This window comes from Psychrobacter sp. NG254 (genome assembly GCF_015277735.1).
Classification (GTDB): Bacteria; Pseudomonadota; Gammaproteobacteria; order Pseudomonadales; family Moraxellaceae; genus Psychrobacter.
In genome coordinates, this window is the sequence record NZ_JADHDA010000004.1 from 430,699 (window position 1) to 453,232 (window position 22,534).

General features: G+C 43.4%; 17 protein-coding genes and 1 pseudogene. 5 read left to right on the plus strand and 13 right to left on the minus strand.

What is annotated here, in order from left to right; all coding sequences use genetic code 11:
• The first annotated feature begins 305 nt into the window (after positions 1-305).
• Positions 306-710 carry a contact-dependent growth inhibition system immunity protein gene (locus tag IP510_RS09150; RefSeq protein WP_194364471.1) on the plus strand — a complete coding sequence of 135 codons (405 nt, stop codon included), beginning with the start codon at positions 306-308 and terminating at the stop codon, positions 708-710.
• A gap of 336 nt (positions 711-1,046) precedes the next feature.
• Here IP510_RS09150 and IP510_RS09155 read toward each other — a convergent pair whose 3' ends face one another.
• The 6 genes from IP510_RS09155 to IP510_RS09180 form a co-directional block, all read right to left on the minus strand.
• Positions 1,047-1,970, minus strand: a complete 924-nt coding sequence (locus IP510_RS09155) for a LysR substrate-binding domain-containing protein (protein WP_194364472.1) — start codon at positions 1,968-1,970, stop codon at positions 1,047-1,049.
• 280 nt (positions 1,971-2,250) lie between these two features.
• A complete protein-coding gene (locus IP510_RS09160; RefSeq protein ID WP_194364473.1) occupies positions 2,251-2,601 on the minus strand; it encodes a cupin domain-containing protein in 351 nt (116 codons plus the stop codon).
• A 19-nt stretch (positions 2,602-2,620) separates the two neighbouring features.
• Complete coding sequence (locus tag IP510_RS09165) at positions 2,621-3,937, minus strand: NAD(P)/FAD-dependent oxidoreductase (protein ID WP_194364474.1); 1,317 nt, start codon at positions 3,935-3,937, stop codon at positions 2,621-2,623.
• Positions 3,938-3,947: 10 nt separating this feature from the next.
• On the minus strand, positions 3,948-5,303 hold the full coding sequence (locus IP510_RS09170) for an FAD-dependent oxidoreductase (protein ID WP_194364475.1): 1,356 nt from the start codon (positions 5,301-5,303) through the stop codon (positions 3,948-3,950).
• Between the two features lie 26 nt (positions 5,304-5,329).
• Complete coding sequence (locus IP510_RS09175; protein WP_194364476.1) at positions 5,330-6,760, minus strand: aldehyde dehydrogenase family protein; 1,431 nt, start codon at positions 6,758-6,760, stop codon at positions 5,330-5,332.
• Position 6,761: 1 nt separating this feature from the next.
• Positions 6,762-7,955 (minus strand): aromatic ring-hydroxylating oxygenase subunit alpha, encoded by a 1,194-nt coding sequence (locus tag IP510_RS09180; protein WP_194364477.1) that lies wholly within the window; start codon positions 7,953-7,955, stop codon positions 6,762-6,764.
• A 326-nt stretch (positions 7,956-8,281) separates the two neighbouring features.
• On the opposite strand from IP510_RS09180, the gene IP510_RS09185 reads away from it, so the two are divergent.
• Together IP510_RS09185 and IP510_RS09190 are read left to right on the plus strand one after the other, a co-directional pair.
• A complete protein-coding gene (locus tag IP510_RS09185; protein WP_194364478.1) occupies positions 8,282-9,931 on the plus strand; it encodes a BCCT family transporter in 1,650 nt (549 codons plus the stop codon).
• A gap of 320 nt (positions 9,932-10,251) precedes the next feature.
• Complete coding sequence (locus tag IP510_RS09190) at positions 10,252-10,860, plus strand: Crp/Fnr family transcriptional regulator (protein WP_194364479.1); 609 nt, start codon at positions 10,252-10,254, stop codon at positions 10,858-10,860.
• Between the two features lie 8 nt (positions 10,861-10,868).
• Here the strand turns inward: IP510_RS09190 and IP510_RS09195 are convergent, their stop codons facing one another.
• From IP510_RS09195 to IP510_RS09225, 7 genes are all read right to left on the minus strand, one after another.
• Complete coding sequence (locus IP510_RS09195; RefSeq protein WP_194364480.1) at positions 10,869-11,846, minus strand: dihydrodipicolinate synthase family protein; 978 nt, start codon at positions 11,844-11,846, stop codon at positions 10,869-10,871.
• A gap of 24 nt (positions 11,847-11,870) precedes the next feature.
• On the minus strand, positions 11,871-13,055 hold the full coding sequence (locus tag IP510_RS09200) for an L-lactate dehydrogenase (protein WP_194364481.1): 1,185 nt from the start codon (positions 13,053-13,055) through the stop codon (positions 11,871-11,873).
• Between the two features lie 121 nt (positions 13,056-13,176).
• On the minus strand, positions 13,177-14,358 hold the full coding sequence (locus IP510_RS09205) for an alpha/beta fold hydrolase (RefSeq protein WP_194364482.1): 1,182 nt from the start codon (positions 14,356-14,358) through the stop codon (positions 13,177-13,179).
• Between the two features lie 560 nt (positions 14,359-14,918).
• Entirely contained in the window at positions 14,919-15,713 is a 795-nt protein-coding gene (locus IP510_RS09210) for an SDR family oxidoreductase (protein WP_227669614.1), read from the minus strand.
• A gap of 26 nt (positions 15,714-15,739) precedes the next feature.
• Positions 15,740-16,702 carry an SDR family oxidoreductase gene (locus IP510_RS09215; protein ID WP_194364483.1) on the minus strand — a complete coding sequence of 321 codons (963 nt, stop codon included), beginning with the start codon at positions 16,700-16,702 and terminating at the stop codon, positions 15,740-15,742.
• Positions 16,695-17,582 carry a bile acid:sodium symporter family protein gene (locus tag IP510_RS09220; protein WP_194364484.1) on the minus strand — a complete coding sequence of 296 codons (888 nt, stop codon included), beginning with the start codon at positions 17,580-17,582 and terminating at the stop codon, positions 16,695-16,697. Before IP510_RS09220 ends, IP510_RS09215 begins: the two co-directional genes overlap by 8 nt.
• Positions 17,579-18,895 (minus strand): flavin-containing monooxygenase, encoded by a 1,317-nt coding sequence (locus IP510_RS09225; protein ID WP_194364485.1) that lies wholly within the window; start codon positions 18,893-18,895, stop codon positions 17,579-17,581. Before IP510_RS09225 ends, IP510_RS09220 begins: the two co-directional genes overlap by 4 nt.
• Before the next feature lie 397 nt (positions 18,896-19,292).
• Here IP510_RS09225 and IP510_RS09230 point away from each other — a divergent pair, with 397 nt between their 5' ends.
• Positions 19,293-21,614 (plus strand): TonB-dependent receptor, encoded by a 2,322-nt coding sequence (locus IP510_RS09230; protein ID WP_194364486.1) that lies wholly within the window; start codon positions 19,293-19,295, stop codon positions 21,612-21,614.
• A gap of 147 nt (positions 21,615-21,761) precedes the next feature.
• Positions 21,762-22,508: pseudogene (locus tag IP510_RS13970) on the plus strand (ABC transporter transmembrane domain-containing protein); the annotation flags it as partial.
• Between the last annotated feature and the right edge of the window lie 26 nt (positions 22,509-22,534).

Genomic DNA, 22,534 nt, shown 5'->3' on the forward strand with positions numbered 1-22,534 from the left:
ATAATGTTATAAAAAGCTAGAACAAATAAATGTCCAGTAAGATACTGAGAACTATATCAGATTTAAAGGTGAGTTACAGGCATGGCAGGTGTTGTTGATAAAAATCAAATCAATATAAAGATAGCATGGATAATATTCATAGTGACTAAGTCTTACATCACGGTGTTTTCGTCATTTTTCGTCACCCCTAGAGGCCTATTTTGCGCATATAAAAAAGATATTTATTAAAATAAAGCCATATAATACAAACACTTATGTATATACTACTGATTAGGTAAAATCATAAAGTGACGATATAAGTATAAATGCGTGACGAAAGTGACGAAAGTGACGAAAGTGACGAAAGTGACGAAAGTGACGAAAGTGACGAAAGTGACGAAAGTGACGACTATAAAGATAAGGTATGGAGAAATATTATGCTTGATGCATTTATATATTTAATGAATGCCTACTTCTATCAAGATTGGCAGGCAGAGTACTCCGATCATAGAGCAAACGACACAGATGTAATCATACGTTTTGCGAGTAAGGAAAGTATAGAGATATTAGAAAGCTTAGTTCAAGACCTTGAATATATGCTAGAGAATAATCTTGCAGAGATTATTTTTGAAAGTAACAGCTTTGATTTCGATCCAGTATTAAACGGTTATGCTAATGAGCATGCATGGATTGAATCAGCTTATGAGACATTGATTGCTGAAATCAGATAATTTGTGCTTACTAGCATGATTCTTTTGTAAGCAGCTACAATCTTTTTCTACCTCGCAAACATAGAGTAACGATAATAAAATGTTGTTAAATATGTTGTTAAAATTAATTATAAAATTGCTGTATAGGTTGGCATTAAAGACTCTTAGAGTCATAGCCCACTCTTGGTGGGCGCACCAATTATTGTATTTAGACATAACCTCGCATTACCTCAAACCCTTTAAACACTCGTCATTACCTACTAACACCTCCTTAATGTTGATAAATAATATGCAACGTCATTTTTTGTTGTTAATTATGCAGTGAGGTTGTTGTTGATAGTACAAAATAGTTGCTCTTTAATCTAAGCTTTTTGTTCCTACAATCTCCGGAAGCTGTTGTAGTAGCCATTTCCGGAATTTGGTCACACTCATTGATGTGTTATGTCGACCTAAAGGCTCCAACATATAAAAGTTTTCTGCAGTACGTAAAACGGTATCCACTGGGCGCACTAGCGCACCGCTTTTCAGATAGTCATCTACAAGTGAGCCCCACGCCAAAGCAATACCTTGACCATTGATTGCAGCCTGAAGCAACATCGTGTAATTATTGATATGAACTTTATTTTTAGGCGTAATAGTAGGATAACCTACTTCACTAAACCACTCAGGCCAAGTCATCCAGTCTATTCGTGCTTCATCAAGATTCAATAAAGTGCCACCAAATATTTTCTCTAGCGATCTATCATTATTAAACTGCACCAAATAATCCGGACTACAGACAGGAAAGACTTCTTCTGGAAATAGAGGGGTCACCTCCATTCCTGCAGGTGGTACCCGACAGTAAAACAAAGCCAAATCGCAGTCCATACTATGCAAATCCACAACATTATCAGTTGCTAGTATTCTCAGGTCTATGCCTTCTTCTTGCTGAAATCGTGCAACCTTAGGCAATAGCCAAAGTGCTGCCATGGCATGTGTGGTGGCTACTGTGACTTGATTTTCACCGCGCCATTTTTTGATTTCTCCGGTCGCTTGGGCAATATTAATCAGCGCACCATAAATGCTTTGATAATACTGCAATCCAGTAGGCGATAAAGAAATCTTACGGTTGGCTCGAATAAACAACTCTTTGCCAAGATACTCTTCTAATTGGCGTATCTGACGACTGACGGCTCCTTGCGTGACGTTTAGCTCATCAGCAGCTAAGGTAAAGCTCTGGTAGCGTGCTGCTACTTCAAACATAATAAGGCTGTTCATCGGGGGTAATGGCTTGATTTTCATCGACACTCCTAGCTTGTCATCTTAGTAATAACTAATCTATTCCTTAGATTAGAACGTAAATAGAGACACCTGAAAGCTTGAGTATATCATTAGAAGTCTTAAAAACTGATCGCGGTGTTCAACACTTCAAAAGTAAGGACACTAAGATACATGTGTGTTAATCATTATCACTTAAATGCGTTGTTATTGACTCTAATATCAATATTTATAAGAACGGTTATAAAAGAACAAAGCCCTTTAAATCCTAAGACTTAAAGAGCTTTGTTCTTAAATATCGCATTTATGTCAATCCATGGATTTCTTTCCAGTTACCAGGGTGCACAACATAGCCAAATAAGGCATGGCCACCGTATATAAGCTCTGTTCCCTCAGGAATCCAAAGCATCTGTCCTGGACGCACTTCGTACTTTTGACCATTAGCCGTCAACTCAAAACAGCCTTCTATCACAAAGACAACCTCATCGTAGAGTACTTGCCATGCGACCTCCGCACCTTCCCAACGAGCAAAACCTATCCCCATATTTGGAGAAACGTCAGGCGTTAATGCCCTAGCAACATAAGCCATGCCTGGAGAGTCGCCACGTACACTAAATTCTAGGTTCTTACTATCTATTAATCTTACTTCACTCATGATCATCTCCTAGCGGTTGCTATAGTTCACTGCGACTTTGCCATTTTGCAAGATTGATGCGGAACTTAACCCCCAGTCCTAAAAATGGTTCTGGTGGGTTTAAGCTTGGCATATCAGTCACATATTGAATATCACGCAAATCTTGGGAGTCTGCTCCTACCACCAGATCTGCGAGTAGCGTTCCAGAAATGGTTCCCCACGCCGCACCAACACCGTTGTCACACGCGCTGGCATACACGCCATCTTCTAACTCACCAAAGAAGTTCGTAAAATTGCGTGAAATGGCATAAACACCTCCCCATGTATGGGTTAAAGGCACACCTGCTAGCTCAGGATAACGGGCTAAGAATGCTTTTCGATGATCCGTCTGAACCCATTGGCGTGTTTCATCACTGATGCTTTTGCCATATTTTGGTACATGTTTGTAGGTATTGCGAATAAGAATGCGGCGATCCGCAGTCATGCGTAATGTCGTACCAGCATGGTCAGCTGGTGTTAATCCCCAGTTTAAGTCACCTTTGTATATCTTCATCTCTTCATCAGTTAGTGGACGAGTCCAACTGGCAAAAGTCATCACGGGTAATAGACGATTTTTGAGATAGCCAAACTCTCGCGTAAAGATACTGGTGCCCAGTAATAACTTAGGTGTAATCACTGTTCCTTTATTACTGGTCAGTACCCAATTACCATTTAATTTCTGTATGTCTGTAATTGGTGATTCTTCAAACAGTTCTACATTCTCAGGTAGATTGTTACCCATTCCTTGTACTAAAGCGGCAGGCTGCATGAGGCATGAGCCAGGCGTAAAAATAGCACGGCTATAATAATTGGTTCCAAGAACGCTACTGAGCTCTGCTTTTTCTACCCAGTGATAAGGCTCCCCTAGATTTTTCATCAAATGCTCAAAATTTTTTAGGTGCTCCTCACCACGTTCGCCAACTGCGCCTTGGTACTTACCTACTGCCGACCACTGACAATCGATGTTGTGCTGTTCGACCAATCCTTGCAACTGAGATATGGCGGTTCTATTTAGGTGCAATAGCTTTTTCTTAAGCTCAGGATCTGGGTGCTCTAATGAAAACTTATGTGGCAAATCTATCACAAAGCCTGAGTTACGCCCTGAGGCTCCTTCTGCTACACGCTGCGCATCTACCAATATAATACGCGCCTCTGGCTTTAGCTCAGCCAATCGTCTTGCGGCCGCTAGGCCAGCAAAGCCTGCACCAATAATCGCATAATCGGCTTTTTGTGTTCCAAGCAGTTTTTTGGCAGGTTCTGGCGTAGGTAATACGGAATACCAACCACAGCTTTTGTCATCATTCGGTAAATTAACCATTATTATTTCCTCAAGCTGCCGTTTTATTGAGCGTGATTTTTTCAAGCCATTGATTGCGCTGGCTTTGCAGTGTCGCACCAAGTAGTGCAAAGCCTTTTAGATTGCCTGCCTTATCATAAAAACCCGCAGCCAACTCTTGCCCATACTGCTCAACCCTCCAATCCCCAGCGCCGACCCCTGGCAATATACTCAGCGGTAAAACAGGCGTCTTTACGATAATGGGTGTCGCTTTCAATGATGCTGGCGTCGGCTTCCCTAATAGGCTATTTACCAAAGCAGGTAGCGCCTGATTAATAGGATTGATATAAGGTGCCCATTCACCATCCACCTCAGCGCAATCCCCTAATGCATATATCGCAGGGTCACTACTCTGGTGATTTAAATCGGTCTGGATACCTCGGCCTGTTACCAAACCTGCTGCTTGAGCCAATGCAATATTTGGTCTCAAGCCAACGGCACTGAGTACCAAGTCTGTCTCTATACATTGCCCATCTTGTAGCGCTAACTGATAACGATCACCGCGTGATTGAACAGAGCGGATACTATTCTCCAGCTTCCATTCCACACCAATTCCGCTCAATGCTTGTTGCAATGCACTACCCAACTGCTGCGGGATTAGTCGCTCCATAGGCCATTTGCCCAACCCTACCACTGTGACAGCAATACCATGTGCTGCTAGATCATTAGCAAACTCACAACCAATCAAGCCATCACCTAAAATAGTGATATGTTTTTTATCGGTTAGATGAGAGCGGAACTGTTTGTAATCTGCTAGATCATTCACACTGAATAGAGCGGACTGCTCACCTTCTACCGGAATGATGATTGGTGTTGCACCAGTCGCTAATACTAAGCGGCCGTAGGTATATTCACCTATTGTGGTGTAGAGTCTTTTTTGTGAACGATCAATTTTGTTGATACGAGTGTGTGCGTATACACGAATATCTAATCGTCGCTCCCAGCTCAGCGCAGACTCTCTCACTAGATCATCACCGCTTTTGCCTAGGGCAAGCGCATTAGATAATGCGGGTTTACTATAGACCGATCCATCATCGGCGGTGAATAAGGTAATAGACAAATCTGGAGACTGGCTACGCAATGCTGACGCCAACTGATAACCTGCATGACCACTTCCGATAATAACGACTGGTTCAATAGTATTATCAACGATAGCGTTGCCAATACTTTCCTCTTCTTCATCGGTAATCTCGAGCATCTCAAAATCAGCTTTTGTCACTTGACAGTCAGGGCACAACCAATCTTCTGGAATGTCTTCCCATCTTGTGCCAGGTGCGATTCCATCAGCAGGCCAGCCTTTCGCCTCGTCATAAACCCAACCACAGACAATACATAACCATTTTTTCATTGTGCCTACTCCCTTTTACTCTGTGACTACTTGTTGTGTCTCAAACGAATACCAATATTGCGCGTCTGAACATAACTATAGATGGCTTCCTGCCCTTTTTCTCGACCAAAACCTGACAATCCTACGCCGCCAAAAGGCGTCTCAACCCCGCCTGCAAACCACTCATTAATGAATATCTGCCCAGCAACCAGTTTGTTTGCCACCCGTAAAGTCTGACTTAACCCTTCGCCAAATACCCCAGCCACTAAACCAAACTCTGTACCATTGGCCATCTCAATCGCTTGCTCTTCTTCGTCAAATGGCATTATCACTAAGACAGGTCCAAAGACTTCTTGCTGCGTGATACTCATCTCATGGCTGGCCTCGATGATCGTTGGCGATACAAAATAACCATCTAAGTCAGGTGCACTGCCACCTGTCAAAATACATGCGCCCTCTTCACGAGCAGACTCAATCATTTTTAGAATCTGCTGCTGTTGACTCTTAGATACCACAGGCGTTAAATCAGAGTTATCTTCACCTACTCCGATACTTAAGCTCTGTGCCAAATCAACGACTGCATTTTTTACTTCCTCATAACGGCTGCGATGTACCAGTAGGCGTGACATCGCTGAGCATACTTGCCCAGAGTTGTAGAAAATACCGACCTTGACACTGCTCAATAACGTGTCTAGATCCACATCTGCTAGTGCGATGGCAGCAGACTTTCCTCCCAGTTCCATCACCGAAGGTGTTGCGCGTTCAGCAGCATCTATTAATATGCGTTGCCCAGTTGGCACTGAACCTGTAAATACAATTTGATTGGTTTCTGAATGCTTGACTAAGTGCGAGCCAACCTCTGAGCCTTTGCCGCAAAGTAAGTTCACCGCACCTTGTGGAAAACCAGCTTTTTCGATAGCTTTAAATAACAATGTCATAGCGATGGGCGAAATCTCAGGAGATTTTACAACCACCGCATTGCCAGCGGCTAAAGCTGGCGCCAAAGAACGCGCGCAAATTGATACAGGGAAATTCCAAGGGACAATCTGTACTGATATACCCATTGGCTCGTATTGAGTAAAATTGATGTAGTCTTTGCCCAATGGCACAGATATCCCTTCAATTTTGTCTGCGATGCCAGCGTAATATTCAAAGTAACGGGCTGCTTCGATGAACTCATCACGAGCCGTATCCAAGTTTTTACCGTTTTCTGAGCACAGCACTAAAGCGGCCTCTTCCGTAATTTTACGAATTTCCTCAGCTGCCTTGAGCATCCAAGTAAGGCGCTGCGCTGGGCGTATATCGGTAAGCAGCCCTTGGCTCACACAATGCCTTGCTCCAGCCATTGCTAGATCAGCATCCTCGATACTTGCTTGAGCAACAGTGGCATAGGGTGCACCAGTAGCAGGGTTCATCACAGTCAGTTGACAGTGTGAGTTTTTCCATTCACCATTGATATAATTAAGGTAATGTTGCATCTTATGCCTCCTTTTCTAGTGCAGCTTTCGCTTGTGTGGCTAGCCATTTTTGGAAGAAATGTGTTGGTAAATCCATCTCGGGTGAAAACACACCGCCACCAAACCCTGGAGAATGACGACCCTTTTGTAGACCTTCGACCGCCGTAATGTCTTCACTAAATACCACACGCCAAGACTCTAGCGTCGCTGTACGACAAGCTGCATAAATGTCTTTGGCAGACTCATCACTAACAAAGTACAAGCGGAGTTTTTCAGTTGTTTTTTCGGCACTGATGGGATCAATCATCATTGCAAATACATGGTCTGCCTGAATGCCCAACAGTACGTTTGGAAACAAAGCCACATATTCAGCATGACGCAACTTATCCTCTGGCCAACTTGGGAACTTAGGTAAATGAGTGCCTTGAGTATCAGACAAGTTGTATTTATAGCTACCTTGTCCTGCAAAACGGTCTTCAAACATAATATTGTAATGGTCTTCTAGCTTTGAGTACGTGTTCAATGCTGGATGCACCCAAGGCAAATGATAGGCTTCGCAGTAGTTTTCGACCGTCAACTTCCAGTTACTATCTACCTCAATCTCTAAACCTTCACTCATATCCACACGGTGGATTTGATCGACGCCATTCTCTCCCCAAAACGGCTTCCAACGCTCTAATAAAGGAGCGATATGCGCTTCAAACGGTGCGGCATCCCCTGATATGTTTACGAAGACCATATCCATCCAAACATTAGAACGTAATGCACGTAGACCATGGTCTTCGCATTTAAAACGCTCATCTTTGTGTTTGCCTATACCGCCTACGTGCGGCGTTCCTTTTAAGTTTCCGTCTAAATCGTAGCTCCAAGAATGATACTGACAGCGAATCACGCCCTGTACCACGCCCTCTTCATGAACCAATTTCATACCACGGTGACTACACACGTTATGGAACACTTGCACTTTACCTTCACGATTACGCATCATCAATAATGGCAATCCCATAAATTCGACAGGTTTGATGTAGCCGTTTTTAATAAGGTCAGAGGCAAACCCGACACATACCCAAGTTTTGCTTAAGATGTTATCGCGTTCAAAATTGAAATACTCTTCGCTGACATAAGCAGTATTAGGCATACCACTTGCTTCAGTGATGGGGTGCAAAACACTGTCTACTTGTTGGATTGAGATGCGATTGTGGTTAGTTTGGTTCATGCTGAATCTCCATGTAATAAAATGACGCATACTTCCTTGCGTTGGCTGTAGCCATTCATGAGTAATGTGTACTGCTTGATGAAGATTCTGCTAGACATTGCGGGGTTTGACAAACGACTTTTATGCTAGATATTCATGAGTTTTTGTCATGTATTTTATGGAAAGGCTCTGTATCTAATATCTACAATTGTTTTCTATTAATAAAACTCATGCATTTATGATAATAAATAGGTTGAAAGGTACTGGCACATAGCACTACTCTGAATGACCCAAACAGGCAGCTGGCTATGGAAATCTGGCTGTTGTAACGTATTCAAGGAGTGATCATGCTAGCTACATCAGGCATTTTTAAAGGACTAAATCCAACCATAACGGTTGTCTCAAAAGTATTGGTTATTGCTTTCGTATTGTTCTGTGCGCTCCAAGCAGAACAGGCAGGTGTGGTATTTGAAAGCTTTTCAACTATGCTGTTGCAAAATTTTAAGTGGTTTTATATTTTTCTAATGACTAGTGTTGTTGGCTTTCTTTTTTTCGTGATGTTCAGCCGTCTTGGGCATATACGCTTAGGTAAAGACGATGAGGAGCCAGAGTTCAGCTTTATCAGCTGGATATCCATGCTGTTTTCTGGTGGTATGGGGGTTGGCCTAGTTTTTTGGTCTGCAGCCGAACCTATCTATCACTATATGAGTAATCCTTTCGCTGCTAATTTGAGCGATGAGTCTGCAAGTATGGCCATGCAGCTTACCTTCTTTCACTGGGGGTTACATCCATGGGCAATATTCTGTATCACGGCTCTAGCATTGGCTTATTTTAGCTATCGAAAGGGATTGCCTTTTAGTTTACGCTCCATACTTTATCCAGTCATTGGAGACCGTATTTACGGACCTATTGGACATGTGATTGACATCTTCACTATTGTCATTACAGCGTTCGGAATTGCTCAGTCTCTTGGTATGAGTGCGCTCCAAATCAACACAGGCCTAAGCCAAGTGTTTGGTATCGACAACAGTCTATCTAATCAACTTCTTCTATTGGGTGTGCTATGTACGATTGCGACTTATTCTGCAGTAACAGGCGTCAACAAAGGAATGAAGTACTTATCTAACCTAAACATGCTATTAGCACTCTCTTTAATTGTCATTCTGCTTGTCATCGGCCCAACTCGCTATATCCTACATACACTGCTCGAAACCACTGGAAACTACACTCAAAATATCATAGGCATGAGTTTATGGAGTGACGCACAAAAAGACTCAGGCTGGCAGAACTGGTGGACGGCTTACTATTGGCCGTGGTGGATGACTTGGGCACCATTCGTTGGGATGTTTGTCGCCCGTATCTCCAAGGGACGTACTATTCGTGAATTAATTGGTGGCGTACTACTCGTGCCAACTTTAATCACAGCAATCTGGATGTCAGTCGTAGGTGGCTCTGCCCTAAAAGTTGAGCAAGATGCTCGCCACGTTTATGAAACGCAAGCGGCAGCATTGGTTGAATCAGGCCTACCTACTCAAGAAGCTTTTATTGGTGGACCTATCGTTGAAGCTGTCCAGCTAGACACCACCTTTGCTTTGTTTACTATGTTTGATAGTGTGGGTGGCGACACAATCGGACAGGTATTGAGCATTCTAGCTTGTATATTACTTGCCACGTTCCTAATTACTTCCGCTGATAGTGGTACTTATGTTTTATGCTTTCTAGATGCAGAAGGTGCGCAGACCTCCCCTAAAAAAATGCGGGTTGTTTGGGGGGTGTTAATCGCTATTATTGCTGGTGGGTTACTCTATGCTGGCGGGCTAAAGGCTATGCAAACAGCCTCTATTATTGCTGGCTTCCCGATTTCAATTTTCCTCTTTATCATGTGTATCACTCTATATAAGAGCTTAAACAAAGAAGCAGACAGGATAGAGACTTATAATGCTCTCAATTCAAACGTTAAGACTGTGGATCAAGATATAACAAAAGCATCATCATAAAATCTGCTTTATCTTATTAAAATAGAAACTCTTAGGAGTTTCTATTTTTTTGGTTGATACCTAAAATAACCGTTACTTAGAATTGCTGTTACTTGAAACGACTACTACCTAGAGTAACTACTAGACAGACCAAAGCAAATCTCTCTTTTGCATAAAAATCAGCGCCACCTTCTCTCGTATAAACGAATAGAAATGTCTGAATCAAAACATGTTAAATTAATAGTCTCAACTCACATGAGGGCGTTCTTCTGAATACGTTAATATTTTATAACTGGTTTGAAAAACTCCATGCAGATATTCAAGAGGACATTCGTTCAGCGATGACTCAGCGAACGCTATCTGACGGAGAAGCCTTGTTTCGTATACAAGAAGCATCGAACGAGCTTTACCAAGTAGTATCGGGTAAAATAAAATGCAATATATATAGCCAAGATGGCACAGAAGTTGTCATCGGTACGCTGTTGTCAGGAGAGACTTTTGGTGAGCAGGGACTGATAGATGAGTTGCCTAGAGCGACCAATACCTATTCAGTAGGTGATTCTGTCGTTAATGTATTGAGCAAGAGGCATTTTTTTCGGCTTAACCATAAGCACCCTGAGATAAATACTCAGCTCCTAATCATGTTCTCTCACCGAATGCGGGTGGCCTTTGAGATAAATACTGACAATCTGACGCTCCCTTTACATCAAAGGTTAGCACGGTGCATATATAGGATAGTGGTCAATCAAAGCTCAAAAATGGCGCAAAATAATGAGTTAGAAATTACTATTTCACACGCAGATTTGGCAAGGATGGTAGGTGTCTCTCGGCAGAGCGTCAGTAAAGAGCTCAAACAGATGGAGAGGGACAAGCTTATCTGTATTCAATACGGAAAAATCGTTATTAACAATATGGAAAATCTCTCAAAAGCCTATCACGATGCTAGTTAAACAGTCGATCAAAGCGATGCTAAATTATCCATAATTAGCGCAATTTTTTTAGCTTCTGTATCAGACAGACTGGGTAAAGGCGCTCTAACTGTTCTTTGAATAGGCAAACCCTTAGATCTCAAAACTTCTTTGATTTTAGCGTGAGAGCTGGTCACATTTTTTATTAACTTGACGGGGCTAGCACTAAGCAGACTTAACGCCAGATACTGGGTTTTTTCCGATATATTTAATGTATTCACAATTGGCAACATACGCTTTAATGGTGCTCTATATTTTGTGAGATTTTTATCGCTGTTTTTAATGGCACAAAAATACTCATGTGCTTGCTGTGGCAGTACCGAGGCAATAGGACAAATCGCACCTGCTGCGCCTAGCTTTATCAAAGGCTCTAATAACAAGCTAAGCCCGCTAAAATATAGTGCGTCAGGTACATTAGACAAGATGCGTTTGGCCGTTGGAATATGTACAGAGCTGTCTTTGATACCAATAATATTGTCAATTGAAAGAATGGCAATCAACTGATCTGATGTAAATGACTTTTGAGTGATTTGCGGGAAATAATAAAACAAGATAGGTCTTGCAGAGTGTTGCGCAATGCATTCTAGTGTTTGCAGATAATCTTCAAAAGTGCTTTGATAATAATCAGGAACCAATAGCAATATGTAGTCAACGTAAGCGCTATATGAGGCTATTTTTTCTATCGCCTGCGTACTGCTATATGCGTGGACACCAGCAATAATCATCTTGCTACCATCTAGATAATTAAAAGCTGCCTTAATAATGTCATATTGCTCACTGTCTGAAAAATAAGGCAACTCTCCACCGCTTCCAAGCAAAGTAACGCCCGGTAAATCTGTTTGATTGTAATACTCTAAACACGCGTTTAAACCGTCAAAATCAATGCTTTCATCTTCATGTAATGGCGTATGAACAACGGGATATATGCCATGTGTCATGGTCTTAGTCTTAGTCGTCATGCAAGTCATGTGGCTTCTCCAAATAGAGGGTATTTAACTGAGCGGATTACTAAGCGATTGATTGAATCGCTCGATGACATCGCTATTGAGCTCTTCGATACGGCTTACCCCCATCAATCCCATCGTCGCAGCTATCTCCTGTTGATAAAGAGCCAACAGCTTGTTCACACCAGCCTCTCCTTGAGCTGCCATGGCATATACCCAAGAGCGCCCTATCAAGACACTGTCTGCCCCAAGTGCTATGGCCTTCACGACATCGACACCATTGTGTATGCCACCATCCAATAAAACTTTGGTTTGCTGCCCGACGCTGTTCGCTATGCTCGGCAATTTATCAATGGTAGACGAGACACCATCTAGCTGACGGCCGCCATGGTTGGAGACAACAATGCCATCTGCACCTGCGTCGACCGCTGCTTTCGCATCATCTGCATCCATGATGCCTTTAATGACAATATTGCCACTCCAATTATTACGAAGCCATGCAATATCTTTCCATGTGGCGCTCGGGTCAAACTGGCTTTCTACAAACGCTTTGTATCGATCAAGGTCACTTGCACTCTCAACCTTGTGTTTCAGGTTGCCTAAACTATGTGGCTTTCCCAAAATGCCAATATCGAGCAACCATCCTGGCCGCATGAATAACTGTGTTAGATAAGAGACTTTTCCTTTATTAGAGCCACCTAACATGCCATTTCGATAGTCTCTTAATCGCATACCAGGTAGCGCCAAATCAACCGTGAATACCAGCGTTTTACACCCTGATGCAGCAGCACGATGCAACATATCTAGCACAAGTGCCCTATCACGCAGCATATATAGCTGAAACCAAAAAGGCTGGTTGGTCGCACTTTGCACTTCTTCAGACGAACATATCGCTACGGTAGACAGCGTAAACGGTATGCCATTCTTTTCTGCCGCCCTCGCCGCTTGCACTTCTCCGCGCCTTGCAAACAGTCCAGCCATGCCGACAGGTGCTAGTGCCAACGGCATAGACAGAGACTCTCCAAAAAGAGTCGTTGAGGTATCAACGGCTGACACGTCTCGCATGACTCGCTGTCTTAGCGTATATCTTTTAAAGTCTGCTGTATTCGCTTGCAATGTTTGCTCAGCATTTGCGCCGCCCTCTATGTAATCGAACAAAAAATTAGGCAAGCGTTGTTTGGCCTGTTTTTTATAATCATTGGTCGTAATAGCCACGACATCATATTTACTCATTGTTTTTCTCCAAAGCTACTTCTAAAGCCTGCTACCTTTAAAGCCAGCCATATTCAAAATCAGCCACGTAGTGAGCATTGCAGATTCAAATAATGAACTGCAATGCCAAGTATTTGCGCTGTTATTTTTTATCTTTGAGAAATTCAATCATGATGTCATTCACTGCTTCAGGCTGCTCTTGTTGCACCCAGTGTCCTGCGCCTTTGACAAAGTGAATCTCTAGCTGCGCGATACTCGCCTTCATCGCTTCAAAGTTGCCATAGCTTTGATACGGCCCCCAGTCTTTTTCGCCTGCTATAAATACCACGGGCACATCGATAGATTTACCACTGAAGGTTTTTATCGCATGGAAATATTTTGGATTGGTGGCACAGCGATAAGAATTCATAGTGCCTTGGAATTGCGTGCGGGTGAATTCGTCAGAGAATACTTTTAGCTCATTATCGGGTAACCATTCACAGGCATCTATTTGCGCTTGGGTTGGCATAAACTCCATGACTTGCTCAGGCATGCTTTTATCCAGATCCATCACATAGTATTTTGGAATTTTAGAAAACTCTTCAAGCGTTTTAGCTTGTAGATTGTGCGGATTGTTCTCTTGCCAATCGCCACTCTTGGCATGATTGTATGCTCGCATAAAATCATGAATTCCCTGAGGTGCATTCATAATTTCATCGTTAGCATGAGGCGAGGCAAAATACATCTGATAGTGTTTGCGGGGTGGTACTAAAGAGCCTAGCTGCTCTTCCATACTTTTGGTCAAGGTTGGATCATAGTTTGTGGCATCTTTTGGTAGATTGGCTGAATTAAATGGAAATTGTGGCGTGCCTGACCAAGGTGTACTCATGATGATTAGAGACTTGAAAATATCAGGACGGATAAAACTACATAAAGCTGCCGCAGGAGAACCAAAGTCATGGCCTGCAACGGCTGCGACTGATTTATAGCCTAATGCATATACCAGCCCAATCATGTCTTGCACGTTATTGTATAAACTAAACTGGTCAAGATTACAGTCGAAACCTGTTTCCCACCCTGTCGTTCTGCCACTACCGCGTAAGTCAGGCGCAATTACGTGAAAGCCTTGGTCAGCAAAAGGCACCAGCTGCTTGCGCCAGCTATAGGCCAGCTCTGGATGACCATGCAAAAGCAGCACAACTGGTCGGCTTCCTTTCTCAGACTCTGTTTCTTCAAACCCTGCTTCTAAAATATGAACATTCAAGCCGTTATTGTTATCAACAAAACGCGATCTGATTTTTGGATCAAGCTTATCGGTACCATAAGCATTTTGATTACTATTCATCATTCATCCCTGATTAATTCATTTAATGATAAGTTAAGGTTTGTCGTTGACGACATTCCTTGCTTACAGACTATAATTTCATAACAGCGCTTAGAAGTTTGTCGCGCACACGACAATTCCTCAATAAATGAGAGATAAATACGTTTAGGAGCTGGAAATAAGACTATGAATGATGCTTTTATTGTTTTTCAGGTTTGTTCTTAGAAAATAAAATACGGTCAATGCTGAAATCCTAAATACGATCCCCAAAATTATAGTTTCGATCACTGTATCCATCTCAAGAATAGTAGCTAGCCCTCCTGTTGTCTTTCGCTGAATATCAAGCGAGAGAAGGCTCTACTTAATTACTTAGGTACTCACTGTTGGTATTTTCGGTCTAAACTAATAATAGAGCGCAGGTAAAAATACTGTGAAAATACAGTGCCTAAATACGTGTTAAATTTTATTCGATTAGAATTTAAATTGTGTTTATTCAATCGTCTAATATCTGTAGACCGATAATATAGGCACATGTAAGATATTGTCATAACAAGGTGTCTAGTCGATCGACATGGTAAAGATTATCGTAGCTCGCCTTTAAAGCGTCTACTCACCTGACGCAAGTACAAAGCTGGCGCGATACGCCACAGTAAACTACCAAAGCGCGAGAGTGGGTCTGGCAATATCCAACGTTTGCGCCGCTGCAAACCTTGATCGATCCGTTCGGCCATCCATTCAGCACTACGCATATTACCGATCATTGAGCGTGGATGCTTTGCGATACTGCCATCACGGTCGAGCGCGTGGTTCTCGATAGGTGTATCAAGAAAGCTGGGATAGACCATAAGGATATGTATACCCTCAGATTCTAGCTCCAAGCGCAGTACTTCAAAGAACTGTGTCAGCGCACCTTTTGCCGCACAATATGCTGCCCGTCCAGGAACTGGCATCCAGCCAGCCATTGAGCCGATACAGATAATTTGACCTTTAGATTCTCGTAGCATCGGTAGCGCAGCCATAGTCAGCTCCACTGCCCCCTGCCAATCTACCGCCATTACTTTGCGGAACACCGCAGGATCAGTCTGATACGCTGGTGATCGATGGGTAATCCCAGCATTATTCACCAATAGATCAAGACGGCCAAAGCGTTCGCTAACTTGCTCAATAAGGACAGCAATATCATCGATTTGAGTGATATCAGTGACGACTGTTATGACTCTAGCAGAATCTTCTAACTCACGAGCGCGTGCAGTCAGCGCTTGCTCATCTATATCAGCCAGTACTAAGTGATGCCCAGCGTCATACCAGTGCCGTGCCATCGCCCAACCAAGTCCTGATGCAGCACCAGTGATTAAAGTAACATTTATTGATGACATTGATGGCATCGATGATTATCTCCCTATCAAGGTTTACGCAATCCATTACATTCGATGAAGTACTCAAAGGTTTCGGCAGACGTTTTTGCCAAAGAGTAACCAAACTCTTCTTTGAGTCGCCTGTTACTCAGTACTGGGCGATAACGCAAAAAATTAACCTGCTCTGGCCCTGTTGGCTTACCACCCCACTTTGCCACTTGTAAGCCAGCTTTAACCAAACCCACTGGCAGGGTCAACAGTGGCTTATTAAGTCGGTTTGCGATATCCCTCATCGTCAGTGCGCCATCGCCTGCCATGTTATAGATACCAGATTTATCCTCGCGAATCCCCATTTCCATAGCGCCGATCACGTCTTGATCCCAAATAAACACAAAAGGCGACTCACTACCTTTGAGCGCAAGCACGCGCGGTGCCATAAACAGACTGGCAATTTGATTGCGCGTATCAGCGCCTAGTACTGTGCCAGGTCGAAAAATCAGCTGCTGTAATTGTGGATGCTGCTCGCGGAATTCTGCAAGCATTTCCTCGACTTGTCTTTTGTGATCCGAGTAGGCAAACTCAGGATTACCGCGTAGTGCATCTTGCTCATCAATCCATTCAGGATTGTCAGCATGATAGCCGTAGGCAGCACCCGAACTGGTGAGCGTTATATGTGCAATATTTGCTTTGATGCAGCAATCGAGTACGTTGCGCGTGCCATTGACATCGATATCATAGTCACGAGCACAATCTTTTGATGCTTGTAAGATAGATGCGAGATGCACGACATGGGTGATATCCTCTTCTTTTAGTAGCGCTGCCAAACTCTCATCACGCACATCTAATACGTGAATTGGAAAGTCTAGGTCATCGCGCTTGCGAATATCTGTGCCTACTACATGATAATGAGCAGCCAGACGATTGCCCAACTGATGGCCGATGTAACCTGCAGCACCAGTGATTAATATACGTTTATTCACTATGCTTTTATTTATTGCGCTTTTATTCATAGGGTATCCGTGCCCAAATTTGTGAAAGTGTCAGTCCTGACACCAAATGCCATACACCCCAGAACGCCGTGATCAGCATCATGCCACCTGCCTCTGGGAAAAAAGTAAATAAAATAACCAATCCTAGCCCTGAGTTTTGTATTCCTACTTCTAAAGTCACCGCACGCCGATCCGCGACTGGCAACTTGAGCATCAGCCCCATGCCATAACCTAACGAAAGCGCCAATAAATTATGGCCAACGACCAGCCAAAAAAAGCTATGAAAACGCTCTAAAAATAGCGCGAAATTGCTAGAAAAAGCAATCGCCACAAAAGCCATCAGCACGAGTAGGGAGAAAATACGTAGCGGTTTTTGGATACGTACGACCAGATCTGGCAAGCGTCGCCCCGTTACCATCCCTAGCACTAAAGGTAACGCTAACACTAATAGAACCAGTATCAGAATACTACTAGGCTCAATCGTTATCTTTGTCAGATACTCACGCGTGTGTGGGTTAAGCCAACCATAAAAAGCAAAATTGACTGGTGTTAATATAGCAGCAGCGAGACTTGATACTGCAGTCATACTGACTGACACCGCGACATTACCGCGTGCCAGCCAAGTCATAATGTTGGAAAAACTACCACCTGGGCAAGACGCTACCAAAATCATTCCTAGCGCCAACTCGGGATCGACATTCAACGCCCACGTAAACAGACACGTGGCTAGGGGCAATAGAAAGAATTGAGCAAACAGACCCGCTATCGGCGCAATGGGAGACAAAACGACACGCTTAAAATCTTCGAGACGTAAACTCAATGACACGCCAAACATCATCAGCGCCAAGATGAGATTGAGTAGAATCAAGCTCCGTGGCTCAAACGCCACTGCCGCTATCATACCTCTGATGCCAATACAGGCTGTTCTGTTTCGAGCTCAGCGATATGCTTGGACAGCGTCTCTAAGTATTCATCTTTGTTCACGTAATATGCCATACGTGCAAGCTTAATATAATCATAACCACCATCAAGTGTCTTGCCAGCTCGCTTACGTTTCACTTTATTGAACTGTTTAACGGCTGCTGTATTTTGCTGACGCTGCTGAATATATAATGCGACAAGCCGTGCTTGTTGATTTCGACCCTCCCAGCCCAACCCTGCTGCCTCCACCATACCCATCATGAATAAATTATCATGCTCAGGATGAAAGACATTCATATAAAGCTGCGGAGCATCTTGATTAGCAGGCCAATTAAGCTGAGCGCGCTCAATGAATGGATAATCAAGCAGGTATCCTGTGGCCATAAGAATCAAATCATAATCCTGACTTTCACCATCACTAAAGCTCACCGTATGCCCATCGATGCGGCGAATATCACGGCGCGCCTTAATATCGCCGTGACCCAAATGATGCAGCACTAATGAGTTGACCACAGGGTGTGATTCATACATGCGATAGTTTGGGTTTGGCAGTCCATAATCAGAAGGTTTACCAATGATCATACGAATCATCGCTGCATCCATGCGCTGCTTGACTGGACGCGGTAACTTTAGTTTTCCGCCTAGTGTGTCAATCGGTTGACCCTTGATAAATTTGGGAAGAAAGTAGTAGCCGCGGCGCAGACTGATATCTACCGACTTGGCATAATGTACCGCATCAACAGCGATATCAGCGCCCGAGTTACCACAGCCAACGATCAACACATGTTTGTCTTTAAACACTGACGGGCTACGATATTCAGAGGAGTGCATCAACGTGCCTGCAAACGTACCTGGCAAACTTGGCATATTGGGGGTATGCAAAGTACCATTTGCCATGAGCACACCATCAAACAGTCGCGATTGCTTTTGACCATTGCACTCGCTAACTAAGCGCCAGCCGTCCCCTTCAGGCACCGTGCTGACCACGCGCGTGGAGAATTCATAGTGTGATTTTAGATTGAACGTATCTGAAAAGTCGCGGAAGTATTGACGGAGCTGGGTATGATGAGGATACGCCGCGACTGAGTCACTCATAGGAAACTCTTTGAACTCCGTCATACGCTTGGACGAAATCAAATGGGCACTTTCATACATGGTGCTATGCGGATTGTCGATATCCCATAGTCCCCCTACATCTGTGTGTAGCTCAAAGCCGACAAAAGGAATATTGAGTTTTTGCAAATTTCGGGCTGCAGCGAGCCCCATTGGACCTGCTCCAATTACTGCGTACATAAGCGCCACCTTAAAAATCCATTTCAATTATATAAATCAGTCAATTCCGTTTGACTGCCCCTTTGGTGGGCGATACCAGCATACTCCACGCCCATGATAAAACAATAGCATACATTGATACATGAACTGGCTCAAATGAATAAATTGTCCACACAAACTACCTATAATAGGTAAACCCATCCTCTGCTTTATACTTCTTTTTTACTGATCCTAAAGAGCCCACCCTACGCCCAAATGTAGCAGCACTGTCATATTTATAGATGATGCTATTGGCACCTTATCAAGCGACAGCGGTACTTTACTCAAAAAAAGTATATTTAAAATTGATTCAGCAATTCATTGTAATAGAAATGATTATCATTATAATAAGCATTTAACTTACATGCTGGAAATATTCATGCAACTATCTCGCTTATCTGCTGCGTTATTTAATCTTTCGAATGTATCTGGTTCTTCTCTACGATTAGCATCTATACCCTCGCGATTGGTATCGACGAAATCACTCTCTTTAAAGACACTATGCTCAACCTGTCTATCTACTTCTGTCATCGTATTAACCACAAGTCACTCGGCATGGGCGCTAGTAGATGATGTATATGCTCAAACCACTCCTAATGTGGTACTTGATACTATCGTCGTGACCAGTAGTGCTGATGCGTCAGCAGATGGGTTACCTAGCGCGTATGAAGGTGGACAGGTGGCGACAGGCAGCCGCGTCGGACTCTTGGGCAATCAAGACATCATGGACACGCCGTTCTCTACCACCTCATATACCAATGAATATATCACCAATCAACAAGCACATAGTGTGGGCGACCTACTCAAAAAAGATCCTATTGTGCGTGTGGCTAGAGGTTTCGGTAATTTTCAAGAAGCGTATTTTATGCGTGGGTTTGTGACCACCTCAGACGACACGATGTTCAATGGTCTATACGGCATACTACCTAGACAATATATCGCAACTGAATTGTTCGAGCGCGTCGAAGTACAGCGCGGTGCCTCAGCGATGTTAAATGGCGCAGCACCGAGTGGTGGTAACGCAGGCGGTACAATTAACCTATTACCCAAACGAGCGGATAATGAGCCGCTACGTCAGCTAACGGTTGGCTATGGTCAAGGCGACCAAGGTAAGGTCGCAATCGATGTCAGTGATCGCTTTGGTAGCGATGATGCTATTGGCGTTCGTTTTAATGCTGCTTATCAAGATGGTGACAGCGCTATCGACGATGAGTCATCGACCTTGGGTTTGGCTGCACTTGGTTTGGACTATAGAGGGGATCAATATCGTTTATCAGCCGATTTGGGCTGGCAAGACAATAAGCTGTCAGAGACTCGACCTAGTGTGACGCTTGCTGGCGTCTCTCATGTACCAAAAGCACCAGACGGCTCAAAAAACTGGGCGCAGCCTTGGAGTTATTCGAACGAAGAGGATGTCTTTGGTACGATTCGCGGAGAATATGATTTTAATGACAACATTACTGGTTATGGTGCCTACGGTATCAGACATGGTGATGAGGACAACTCGCTAGCCAACCTTACAGTATCTGACGCAGATGGCACTGGCTCAACCTACCGCTTTGATAATGTTCGAGAAGATAAAGTACAAAGTGCTGAGCTTGGTCTGCGTGGTCAATGGCAAACAGGTAAGATTGATCACAACTGGGTACTAGCCGCCGATCTTTATGATCAAGAGGAAAAAGGCGCTTACGCTTTTGACTTTGGTAACCAACTCGCGACCAATTTGTACCGTCCGACAAATTATGACAATGCTTGGTCAGATACCGCTTTCTTTGGCGGACGTTTTGATGATCCTAAGCGAACGAGTAAAACTCAATTACAGAGTTTTGCGCTTGCAGACACGTTCTCACTGTTCAACGATAAGCTAAAAACTACGGTAGGCGTACGTCATCAAAATATCAAAACAACCAGCTATGACTATAATACCCAAGCCAAAACAGCTAGCTATGATAAAAGCGCATGGACACCAAGCGTCGGTATCGTTTATCAGCCAACGATGGACTGGTCTGTATATGGCAACTATATTGAAAATCTTGCCAAAGGTGCCGCTGCACCATTGGTTGATAATTCTGGCAATGCAATAACCAATGCAGGACAAAACCTAGATCCCTATGTAAGCAAACAAGCTGAGCTGGGTGTGAAATACGACAATGGCGTGATCGGTAGCAGTTTTGCCATATTCCATACTGATGAGCCACGAGCTTATATCGATGACAATAATACCTTTACCGCAACTGGCGAGAACCGTCATCAAGGTGCTGAACTGACTGTCTTTGGTAGTCCAAGCGAAAACATGCGTCTCAATGCTGGTGTTACCTATTTAAGTGCTAAGCAAAAAGACACTGGCGATAGTGCATTAGATGGCAACAGCGTCATTGGCCTTCCTACCTTACAGAGTAACGTCAACCTAGAGTATGATTTGGCCGCCGTTGAAGGATTAACTTTAACGGGCGATATCATCCATACAGGTGCGCGTTATGCCGATGCTGCCAATACCTTAAAAGTTGATGGCTATACTACCCTAGATTTGGGTGCTCGCTATCGCACTATGCTAGCAGGGCAAGACGTTACTCTAAAAGGTATGGTGACTAATGTCACAGGTGAAGACTACTGGCAATCTGTAGGTGGATTACCAGGCTATGGCTATTTAAATGCAGGTGAACCAACAGCCTTAAAAGTATCGGCAACGTTCGATTTTTAAGCTTTGTTAGTATGCTTTATTAGGTTCCAGAAAAGGGATTAGGCGAGGCCTACTCCCTTTTCTACTATCAAAAATTTATTTTATTATTGAGTTACTATGTCTTCTCATGCCACAGCGTCCTCTCGTACGACCGCTTCTTTATATCATATGATTTGGGTGAATTATCGTCTGCCGTTTCTTAAAGTCATTCTGCTAAATCTGGTCAATGCCGCTGTCAGTGTGGGTATTATTGCCTATATCAATCACACCTTTATTAGTCAGCCAGTATTTGATACTTTATCTTGGCTCAGCTTGGGGCAGTTTTCACTGCTCGTACTATTACTGCTAGTGACGACTTTTTTATCGCAATATGCTTTGACGCGATTGGGACATAGATTTGTCTATGAGCTTAGAACCAAACTGGTCAAACAAATCATCGATACTACCGTTCCTCAGATAGACCATTTGGGTAGCGCACGCTTACTTGCCAGCTTGTCTTCAGACATTCAATCAATTACCGTCGCTTTTGTCCGCATGCCAGAGCTGGTACAAGGTATTATTCTATCTATTGGCGTTGGGCTATATCTGGGCTGGTTGTCGTTGCCATTATTGTTTATTGTCATGTTTTGGATTGTGATGACGATTTGGATAAGTACCATTTTAGTCAAGCATGTCTACACACATTTGACCGAATTGAGAGAGGTTAATGACGCGTTATATCAGGATTATCAATCGATAATAGAAGGTCGTAAAGAGCTGGCTCTTAACCAACACCGAGCAGAAAAACTGTATACAGATGATTTCTTGGCTCATGCTAAATCGTACGAGAAGACCGTAACCAAATCTGATACTTTTCATTTATCAGCGGTGAACTGGTCCAATATTATGATGTTCGCATCGATTGGTATCGTGTTTGCAGTGGCCAATTATCTCGATATACC